The following is a 9,935-nucleotide window of genomic DNA, read 5'->3' as shown; positions in this document are numbered from 1 at the left end:
GCCCCTGTGCGGGGCGGCCACGGCAAATCGGTGGTGGAGCCGGAGGGTCAGCTACCGGAGCCGAAGACGGTGTCCGTGACCTGCTGGGCGTCCTTCATCGCGCCGGACCACAGGCGCATGTCCCTGATCTGGCCGGGCAGGAAGTTGCCCCAGGCGCTGTTGGTGAAGCCCTTGCCCACGGCGAGCTCGCCGCTGCCGACGCCGGCCGTGTAGGCCTTGGGCTGGGCCTGGCGGGCCGCGCCCACGTAGAGGGTGATGGTGCCGTCCTGAGCGTTGTGGACACCGGTCACCTGGACGCCCGCGTTGAGCGCGGCCGGGCTGTCGCCGGCCACCGAGGTCCCGGTGCCGTCGGCCGTCAGGCGGCCGAAGTGCCAACTGCCCTCGACGAAGTCGAGCATCTTGGTCGGGTCCTGCTCGTCCGGCTCCTGGCGGATGCCGGTCTTCTCGAACCACAGGCTCCAGGAGGAACCGGTGGCCGTGCGCTGGCCGATGACCTGGGCCTTGTAGCCGTTCGGTTTGGCGAGGAGGGCGGTGTTGTCGAGCTTCGCCTCGGCCGTCACCGTGAACGAACCCGTGTCGTCGACGACCGGACCCGCGACGGTGGCCGCCTGGGTGGAGCCGTTCAGGACGAGGGCGCCACCCGTGACGGGCGTACCGGTGGTCGCGGTCAGGGCGCGGCCGTTGCCGGACTTGTCGGCGAAGGCTGGGCCGGCCGTGGTGAGGTCCCAGACTCCGGCCAGGTCGACGGCGGACTTGCCGGTCGCCGGGTCGAAGAGCGAGGAGTCCTGATTGACCTCGACGGCGCTCTTCTCGTCCTGCCAGACCGTGACCTCGTCGATCCGGCCCGGGAGCTGTTCCGTCCAGGCGGCGGACTGCTTGGCGGCACCGATTGCCATGACTCCGGTGGAGGCGATGGGGTTGGTGACGGTCATCTGGCCCTGGAGCCGCCCGTTGACGTACAGCTTCGCGAGGTCGGTGGACTCGCTGTACGTGGCGGCGACGTGGGTCCACACCCCGGCCTGCGCCGGGTTCGGACCGGTGAGCCGGCTGATCGCGCCGGTACCGCCTGCCGTGTCGTCCGTGGCCATCTGCATCGACCACGGCTGGCCGGCGGCGGCGGTGATGGCGACACCGCTGAAGTTCTTGCCGCTCTGGGCCAGCAGGGAGAAGGTGCCGTCCGTGCGATCCAGGCGGACCCAGCCGGCCACGGTGAAGGAGCTACGGGTGTCGAACACCGGCTTGTCGCTGTTCGCGTACTGGCCGTTCGTGAGCTGGAGCGCGCGGTCCTCGTGCGGGGTGGGCGTCTGCACCCAGCCCCGTCGGCCGGTTGCGGGGCGCTGGGCTCCGGCGGCGAGGTACATGTTGTTCCTGAGCGCCGGGTCGGTGGTCGACGTGTCGATGGCCTGGCCGGAGGCCTCGTCGAAGGTCCAGTGGCCGATCGGGTCGGGGCCCTCCTTGACCACGAAGTCGACGATCTTCGTCGCGCCCCAGCGGCCCACGGCGTCCTTGGCCTTCACGCTCAGCTTCGTCGTCCCCGACAGCGGCGGAGTGATCGAGACGGTCGGGTTCGAGCCGGCGATCTCGGTCCATGTGGTGTCCGTGGACAGCTTGTACTGGAAGGCCGTGGCTGTGTCGCCGGCGGCCGGAGCGAAGGTGAACCGACCCGCCTGGCCGGGCTTGCCGGCCGCCGTGCACGCGGTGCTGGTGCACTGGCTGTACGGAGCTCCGAAGGTGACCGTCGGGGCCTTGGGGGCACTGGAGTCGACCTTGAAGTAGCAGTCCGCGCTGGGAGCGCTGGTTCGTTCGTTGCCGTCCGCGTACGACCGGGTCCAGGTCCGGAAGCGGTACTGGGCGCCGTCCGTCAGCGTGGCGGGCGGGTCACTGGTGACCTTGACGTTGTCCCCCACGAATCCCGAGGACGGCCGACTGATGTAGTCGGTGTCGGCCGCCGTGGCCTTGACCGGGGTCCAGGTGCCGTTGGTCTCCTTCTTCTCGGTCTGCATGAGGATCCGCAGCTGGGCGCCGGACTCGCCGCCCCACACGGTCTCGGTGATCGCGGTCATGGCCGGCGTCGGGTCGGAGACGATCGACGGCTTGGCCGGGTCGTTCGAGCAGATCTCCCCCGCGCCCGTGACCAGGCCGACGTAGATGGGCATGTTGGGCTTGCCGATGTAGTCGACGGACAGGACCGCGTCGTTGCGGAAGCGCTTCCACGCGGCGGTGTCCGACTCGTCCTCGGCCCTCAGCTCCAGGTTCAGACGGTTGTAGCGGCCGTTGGCGAAGTCGCGGACGGTGGGGGTGAGGTTCTCGTCCGGCTCCTCAGGAAGGTTGTCCGAGAATTCGACGGGTGCGGCGGGCGAGTTGGGATCGCATGCGGAGCCGCGGCCGGCGGACAGCCAGCGGTCGCCCATGAGGTCGGCGTAGTTGGGCTTGTTGCCCCAGGTCGTCGAGGGGGAGATCTCCCCGTCCATGCGGACCAGCCAGACATTGCGCAGGTCGCATTGGAAGGCCCACGGCTCGGTGACGCGGAAGCGGGCGTTCAGGACTTCCTTGCCGACGAGCTTGTTCGGCGAGAACTCGAAGTAGAGGCGCTGTACGTAGCCCGGGCCGCAGTAGTAGCCGTTCCAGGAGCCGCACTTGCCCATGCCTTTGCCTTGGCCGTCGCTGCCGTTGTCCCAGTTCCAGAAGGAGACGCCGTCGTTGCGGAGCGCGGTGTGCTCGGTGCCGTCGTCGAGGGCGACGGAGGGGTCGATGTACAGGGGGAAGGCCGCGGGGTCCTTCTGCTTCAGCAGCGAGGAGTCCGGTACGACGGCCAGCGAGTCGGCATCGACCTCGACGGGCATGTTCGCGGCCCCGGAGCCGAGGGCCGGACCGTCGGCGGGACGGCTGCCGGGCTCCGTGCCGAGAGGCGCCTTGGGTAGTGCGCCGCCCTCGCTCTTGACCGCGGCCATCTTCGCCTTCGGAGACATGGCCGGCGAGGTGGCCACGCCCTTCGAGTCCCACATCAGGGCCGGGGGCGCCTTGAACACCGGCTTGCCGTTGGCGTCCGTGGCGGACAGCCCGCCGTCCTTGGTGGAGTTGAGGCGAACGTCCTTCGCCTCGAGGTCGAACTCGACACGCTGGAGCTTCGGGTTCGTCGCCGCCTCCGGCGTCTTGACCACGAGGACCTCGCGGAACCCCTTCAAGGTCGCAGTCATCCGCAGGTCGACCCCGGGCAGCACCTCCTGGTACACGGCGCTGTCACCGTCGAGCACGGGCTTGGGCAGCTTGCCCCCCTGCCAGCCCAGGGACATCGTCCGTCCGCCGTGCTCGATGGTGACCAGACTCGAATCGCCGCCGCCCGAGAACCCGACCGAGGCCAGGGCGGCCTTCGGGCCCACGGTGCCGTCCGGGCGGACCTGCAGCATGGCGTCGGGAGCGACCCAGCCGGCGCCGTCCTTCGCCTTGACCCGGACCGGCACGGCCGAGGTGTCCAGGCGGAAGGACTTGCCGTCCGGATTCGCGTACGTCGTCGTGGACTCGGTCCGTTCGCCGAGCACCTCGACGGGCTTGCCCGATGCGGCTGCCGCTTTGAGCGCCTTTTCGCCCTCGTTGACCGGCAGCGCATCTGCAACGGCGGCTACCGGCGTGTACACCGAAGCGACACTCATCAGCATGGCCAGGCCGAGCGTGGTCGCCACGGCATGGCAAAGCCGCCGACCAAGGGTTGCAGACATTTTCTCCCATTTCATATGGCGCGGAGATCTCCCCGGGCGCCGCGCCACGCCCTCACCGGCTATGGCAGTTGAACGTGAAATCGCAAGGTGCTCGATCCGAACCGGTCCGCTTGTTTTCGACGGGCAATCGACCGGGGCTTTCCTGACGGAATACCGGAGTGCTCAGCGAATGCCCGGCCCGTCGCCGGCGGCGCCGTCCGACAGACGCCAGGCGATGAGCTCGGGTGCGCGCTCAAGGGCGCGCAGACACGCTGCGCGAGCGGTGAGCATGGCCTCGGCTTCCGAGTTGGCGAGGGAGAAGAGAACCAGATCGATGCGATCGTCTCCCGCATCCGCCGTTGCGGTCACGTGCTCGATGCCGTCCGCAGGAGCAAAGTGGGCCGTAAGCAGGTCCCTGACATCGTTCGGGGCTGTGACTGATCCACAGGAGCCGAGCAATTTGAATGTGATCATATACATGGCGACTTCCGGCGGGTTTGCCTTTCTCGCTCTGCATCGAAAAGCGAAGCTACGGGTGGGCGATACCGTCTCGCGGCGCGCTCCATCCGTAGCCATCGCCGGCCAGCACTTGGTGCGTGCTGCTCCACCCGAAACCGTCGCCCGCAGTCGTGTGCCGCGTTTCCGAGAGGCCGAGAACGAACACACCGGATCCGATGGCGGCGAGGAGTGCGGCGGGCACGAGCAGGCGTGCGGCAACGTAGGACATGAAGAACTCAACCCCAATAGGCGTGCTGGCCGACGGATTCATCTCATCTCCCCCATTCAGGGAAATGCCGTGTGCGATGGAGCAAGCCTGTCCGCGCCGTGGGCCGGTGTCACTAGCAAGCGAGTGGCGTCAAGGCGCCTGGCGCCTTGACGCCACCTGGGTCCTGTCCGCAGCCGAACCACGCCAGGCTCGAGCGTCAGGAGCGGAAGCGGTCGCCGGACGAAGCGGCGGGCGGCGGGCGGCGGGCGGCGGGGAGGTGCTTAGGCGGGTCAAGCGGTTCGCGTCATGGCGTCGGTGCGGCAGCACGCAGCCACCCGTACCGATACGCACCGCTCCCCCCCCCGAACAGTGGGTATGCATCGCAAATCGGTCGATCCGCCGGCCCGCGATTTTCTCCACCCACACCGCCTCAGCCGGCAAAACTCCACCTTTCAGGAAAAACCGCCTCCGAAAATTGCCTGCAACATCCTTTACGATCAAGGCTTCGTATCTGGGGGGATCTCATGTTGCAGTGGCTGGGCTTGTCTGCCCACGCAGAAGCTGTTTATCGGGCGATGCTCGAGCGACCTGACCACGGGGTGGCCGCCCTCGTCGCGGACACCGGACTGGACGAGCAGGCGACACGGAGCGCCCTCGACGAACTCGCCCGCCTCGCCCTGCTCAAACCGTCGGGCCAGACCGGGGCCGGCCTCCGCCCGGTCAGCCCCGAAATCGGACTCGCCACGCTGCTGGCCTCCGCCGAGGCGGAGATCGCTGAACGCCAGGCCCAGGTGGAAAGCGCCCGGGCGGAGATAGCGGCCATCGCCGCCGCCCACCTCGGCACGAGACTGTCCGACAGCGCCACCCGGCTCGAAGGCCTCGACGCGATCCGCACAAGACTGGAACAACTCCAGCGGACCACCCACTTCGAATGCCTGTCGCTGAACCCCGGCGGCGCCCACCGCCCGGACGCCCGCAGCGCCGCCACTCCGCTCAACGAAGAGGCCCTGCGCCGCGGAGTCGTCATCCGAGCCGTGTGCCGCGACAGCTTCCGCAATGACCCCGACACCCTCGCGTACGCCCGATGGCTGACGGAGCACGGTGGTCAGATGCGCACCGTACCCACCGTGCCCATACAAATGATCATCATTGACCGCCGTGTCTCCATCATTCCCGTCGATCCCGAGAACCCCCGCGCGGGCGCACTCGAAATCCTCAGCCCGGGCATCGTCACCGCCCTCCGTGCGCTGTTCGAGCAGTGCTGGTCCGCAGGTACACCCTTCGGGGCGCCTCCTCGCCCCGACTCCAACGGCTGCACCCCCACGGAACGAGCGCTCCTGGCCCTCGCCGCCGCGGGCGACACGGATGAAGCCGCGGCCCGCACGCTCTCCGTCTCCCCCCGCACCGTCAGCCGCATGATGTCCAACCTGATGGAGAGACTCGAGGCGGTCAGCAGATTCCAGGCAGGGGTGAACGCCACGAGGCGCGGATGGCTGTAGCACCGGATAGCACGCGAGGTGGCAACGAGACCCGTTGACGGTGGTGGCGGAGTTCCCGTCGGAAGCGTCCACGGGTCGCCCACGCCAACCGGCGCAAGCTCACCAGCTGGCTCGACACCCTCCGGGGGCCGGACTACGTTCGCTACAAACAACAGAGCCGGTCAAAGCGACATCACGTCGCTTTGACCGGCTCCATCTGGTCGATTGACCATGGTGTCCGAGGGGGGACTTGAACCCCCACGCCCGATAAAGGGCACTAGCACCTCAAGCTAGCGCGTCTGCCATTCCGCCACCCGGACAAGGTGTCTGTCTCGCGTCCCTCGCGGGCCGTTCCGACGTGGAAAACATTACCAAACATTCCGGGGTCCTCGATCACACCCCCCGACGACCGGGGATCGCCCTTGGGCAGAGCGGCCAGGAGCGGGAGGATGGGGGTTCGGTACTGATCAGTGGGAGGAAGCAGCGTGAGCGAGTCGAGCACGGGCAGGACCGTCTCCGGCGAGGACGAGGTGGTCGACCTCTGCCGGGACCTCATCCGGATCGACACCAGCAACTACGGGGACCACTCGGGCCCCGGGGAGCGCAAGGCGGCGGAATGGGTCGCCGAGAAGCTCGCCGAGGTCGGGCTGGAGCCGCAGATCTTCGAATCGCACAAGGGGCGCGCCTCGACCGTGGCGCGGATCGAGGGGGAGGATCCCTCGCGGCCGGCGCTGCTGATCCACGGGCACACCGACGTGGTTCCGGCCAACGCCGCCGACTGGACGTACGACCCCTTCGCGGGCGAGATCGCCGACGGCTGCGTGTGGGGCCGCGGCGCCGTCGACATGAAGGACATGGACGCGATGACGCTGGCCGTCGTACGCGACCGGATGCGCAGCGGACGCAAGCCCCCGCGGGACATCGTGCTGGCCTTCCTCGCCGACGAGGAGGCCGGTGGCATCTACGGCGCCCGGCATCTAGTGGACAAGCACCCGGGCCTGTTCGAGGGCGTCACCGAGGCGATCGGCGAGGTCGGCGGGTTCTCCTTCACGGTGAACGAGAACCTGCGGCTCTACCTCGTGGAGACCGCCCAGAAGGGCATGCACTGGATGCGGCTCACGGTGGAGGGCACCGCGGGCCACGGCTCCATGACCAACAGCGACAACGCCATCACGGAACTCTGCGAGGCCGTCGGCAGACTCGGCCGCCACCAGTGGCCGGTCCGCGTCACCAAGACGGTACGCAGCTTCCTGGACGAGCTCTCCGACGCGCTCGGGACCCCCTTGGACCCGGACAACATGGACGCGACGCTCGCCAAGCTCGGCGGCATCGCCAAGATGGTCGGCGCGACGCTGCGCAACTCGGCGGCCCCGACGATGCTCGGCGCCGGCTACAAGGTCAACGTCATCCCAGGCCAGGCGACGGCCCACGTCGACGGCCGTTTCCTGCCCGGTTACGAGGACGAGTTCTTCGCCGACCTGGACCGGATCCTCGGCCCGCGCGTGAAGCGGGAGGACGTGCACGGCGACAAGGCGCTGGAGACGGACTTCGACGGCCGGCTGGTGGACGCCATGCAGGGCGCCCTGAAGGCCGAGGACCCGATCGCGCGGGCCGTCCCGTACATGCTCTCGGGCGGTACGGACGCCAAGTCCTTCGACGACCTCGGCATCCGCTGCTTCGGCTTCGCGCCGCTGCAGCTGCCGCCGGAGCTGGACTTCGCCGGGATGTTCCACGGTGTGGACGAGCGGGTGCCGGTCGACGGGCTGAAGTTCGGCGTGCGGGTGCTCGACCGATTCATCGACAACGCCTGAAATTCGAGAAGGTGTGCGCATTCCACTGAGAAGAGTGAATGCACTCATACGCTCGTAGCCCCGGTGATCCCTCCTCGTTACAGGTGTTGCGGTCCGCGGCTGGGACCGCAATTGCCTACTAGGAGGAACAATGATCAAGAAGGTTGTCGCCGCTGCGGCTGCTACCGGTGGCCTGGTTCTCGCGGGTGCGGGTCTGGCCCACGCCGATGCGGGTGCGCAGGGTGCGGCCATCGGTTCGCCCGGTGTCCTGTCCGGCAACGTGCTGCAGGTTCCCGTTCACGTCCCCGTGAACGTCTGCGGTAACACGGTCTCCGTCATCGGCCTGCTGAACCCGGCCTTCGGCAACACCTGCGTCAACGCCTGACGCGTCTGAAGTCTTCGGCCCCGGAGCGCATCCCAGCGCTCCGGGGCCACCGGGCTTTTCGGCCCGGATTTCACTCACTTCCGGCGTACCGGGCGGGGGAGCCAGGACGGCCGGGCCGTCGAACGACGGCCGAAACGTACACACCAGGGGACGAGTACAGATGCGACGACCGGCACAGGTCACCAGGAAGACCCTGATCACCATGGCGGCCGCGGGGGGTGTCCTCGCGATGGGCGGGGGTTACGCACACGCGGACTCCGGGGCCTCGGGGCACGCCACGAACTCACCGGGCCTGCTGTCCGGGAACAACCTGCAGGTGCCCGTGGACGCACCGGTGAACGCCTGCGGGAACACGATCACCGTGGTGGGAGCCCTCAACCCGGCCTTCGGCAACAGCTGCGCGAACGGCTCGGGCCACGCCAAGCCCAAGCCGCCGAAGCCCCCGAAGCCGGAGCTCCCGGGCGACGACGAACCGTGCGACGACCACCCGGGCAACCCGGGCGGGCCGGGTAACCCTGGTGGTCCCGGTAACCCCGGTGGTCCCGGTAACCCCGGTGGTCCCGGTAACCCCGGTGGTCCGGGCAACCCGGGCGGTCCCGGTAACCCGGGCGGGCCGGGTAACCCCGGTGGTCCCGGTAACCCGGGCGGACCGGGCACTCCGGGCAACCCCGGCGGTCCGGGCACCCCCGGTAACCCCGGCGGTCCGGGCACCCCGGGCAACCCCGGTGGTCCCGGTACGCCCGGCAACCCGGGCACGCCGACCAACCCCGGCGGCGGTCCCGGCACCCCGGTCACGCACCCCGGTCCGGGGACCGGGCACACCCCGGGTCAGGCCGGCGGTCTCGCCGCCACCGGGTCCGGCGACGTCCTCACCGCCGGGCTGCCGCTCGCGGGCGGCCTGCTGCTCGCCGGCACCGTGCTCTACCGGCGGGCCCGCAACGCCGCCTGACGGACGCTCACGACGCGGGCCCCGCCCCCGGGGCCCGCGTCACCAGGTCGCGCGGACCTGACGGATGATCCGGCGGCGCAGTCGCACACGACGACTGCCGTCCCGGTACAGGCTCAGCCGGTCGAGTTCCCAGTTCCCGTACTCGGCATGGTCGGTCAGCAGGCGGGTCGCCTCCGTGCGAGGAACACCGCGGGGCACGTACACGTCGACAAATTCGTATTCCGGCATCGCATCTATTGTGCGGGCAGAGCCCTGCTACGGATAGCGTCTGCTCTATGTCTGATGCCGATCTGCCCACTGTTGCCGAGGTACGTGCCGCCGCCGAGGCGGTCAAGGCCGCGCTCGACCGTCACCTCGCCGCGGTCGAGCGCAGGATCGGGGACGAGGATCCGGACGTCTACGCCGCGTTCAACGAACTCGCCGCCGCGGCCGAGGTGTACGACGAACTCCTCTACGACCGGTACGACGAGGTCACCCCCTTCGAGATCCCCACGCCCGAGGACGGCGTCCCCTACACCGGGCCCGCCGAGCCCGCCGCCTTCAGCGTGCTCATCCGCCGCGACTACGCCGTGGTCGAACCGGCCCGACTGATCGCCCAGGCCGAGCGGGTCGCCGCACACGACCGGGACGCCGACTTCGTCCAGGACGGCGGCAGCGCCGACGCGCTGGGCGTCCTCTTCGGGGAGTACGAGCCCGACGAGATCGCCTCCCGCTCCAAGGACTTCGGGCTGGAGGAGGGCGACTCCACGCTCTGGATCGCGGCCTCCGAGGAGGTGGCGGAACCGGGGGAGTGGCTGGGCTCGCCCTTCGGGCACATCGATCCGCAGGACGTGCTGCACCGGTTCGACGTCAGCTCCGTCTTCGACGAGGAGGTCGACGAGTTCGACGAGGACGGGGCCGCGGAACCGGGCCTGACCCCGGCCTGACCCCGG

9 protein-coding genes and 1 tRNA gene are annotated in these 9,935 nt (G+C 69.2%); 5 read left to right on the top strand and 5 right to left on the bottom strand.

What is annotated here, in order from left to right:
* Nucleotides 1-47 precede the first annotated feature (47 nt).
* From OG624_RS10185 to OG624_RS10175, 3 genes are all read right to left on the bottom strand, one after another.
* Nucleotides 48-3,680, bottom strand: coding sequence for a LamG-like jellyroll fold domain-containing protein (locus OG624_RS10185; RefSeq protein ID WP_371639334.1), 3,633 nt, complete (start codon nt 3,678-3,680; stop codon nt 48-50).
* A 198-nt stretch (nt 3,681-3,878) separates the two neighbouring features.
* A complete protein-coding gene (locus tag OG624_RS10180; protein WP_371639333.1) occupies nt 3,879-4,175 on the bottom strand; it encodes a hypothetical protein in 297 nt (98 codons plus the stop codon).
* Between the two features lie 49 nt (nt 4,176-4,224).
* Nucleotides 4,225-4,464: a hypothetical protein gene (locus OG624_RS10175; protein WP_328959558.1), complete on the bottom strand. Its 240-nt coding sequence runs from the start codon at nt 4,462-4,464 to the stop codon at nt 4,225-4,227.
* Between the two features lie 512 nt (nt 4,465-4,976).
* On the opposite strand from OG624_RS10175, the gene OG624_RS10170 reads away from it, so the two are divergent.
* Nucleotides 4,977-5,900 (top strand): LuxR C-terminal-related transcriptional regulator, encoded by a 924-nt coding sequence (locus OG624_RS10170; protein WP_244290907.1) that lies wholly within the window; start codon nt 4,977-4,979, stop codon nt 5,898-5,900.
* A gap of 211 nt (nt 5,901-6,111) precedes the next feature.
* On the opposite strand, the gene OG624_RS10165 is transcribed toward OG624_RS10170, so the two are convergent.
* Nucleotides 6,112-6,199, bottom strand: a tRNA-Leu gene (locus OG624_RS10165).
* 165 nt (nt 6,200-6,364) lie between these two features.
* Between OG624_RS10165 and OG624_RS10160 the strand changes: the two genes are divergently transcribed.
* From OG624_RS10160 to OG624_RS10150, 3 genes are all read left to right on the top strand, one after another.
* On the top strand, nt 6,365-7,690 hold the full coding sequence (locus OG624_RS10160; protein WP_030009121.1) for a M20/M25/M40 family metallo-hydrolase: 1,326 nt from the start codon (nt 6,365-6,367) through the stop codon (nt 7,688-7,690).
* Nucleotides 7,691-7,820: 130 nt separating this feature from the next.
* Entirely contained in the window at nt 7,821-8,054 is a 234-nt protein-coding gene (gene chpH / locus OG624_RS10155; protein WP_033223906.1) for a chaplin ChpH, read from the top strand.
* 160 nt (nt 8,055-8,214) lie between these two features.
* Entirely contained in the window at nt 8,215-9,003 is a 789-nt protein-coding gene (locus tag OG624_RS10150) for a chaplin (protein ID WP_051763575.1), read from the top strand.
* Between the two features lie 39 nt (nt 9,004-9,042).
* On the opposite strand, the gene OG624_RS10145 is transcribed toward OG624_RS10150, so the two are convergent.
* The gene (locus OG624_RS10145; RefSeq protein WP_033223907.1) at nt 9,043-9,231 is read right to left on the bottom strand and encodes a DUF5703 family protein; all 189 of its coding nucleotides are present in this window, start codon (nt 9,229-9,231) and stop codon (nt 9,043-9,045) included.
* 47 nt (nt 9,232-9,278) lie between these two features.
* On the opposite strand from OG624_RS10145, the gene OG624_RS10140 reads away from it, so the two are divergent.
* Nucleotides 9,279-9,929, top strand: coding sequence for a hypothetical protein (locus tag OG624_RS10140; protein ID WP_033223908.1), 651 nt, complete (start codon nt 9,279-9,281; stop codon nt 9,927-9,929).
* The last annotated feature ends 6 nt before the right edge of the window (nt 9,930-9,935 follow it).

This window comes from Streptomyces virginiae, assembly GCF_041432505.1.
In the GTDB taxonomy this organism is placed as follows: Bacteria; Actinomycetota; Actinomycetes; order Streptomycetales; family Streptomycetaceae; genus Streptomyces; species Streptomyces virginiae_A.
This window is presented reverse-complemented; position numbering and strand designations above follow the sequence as displayed.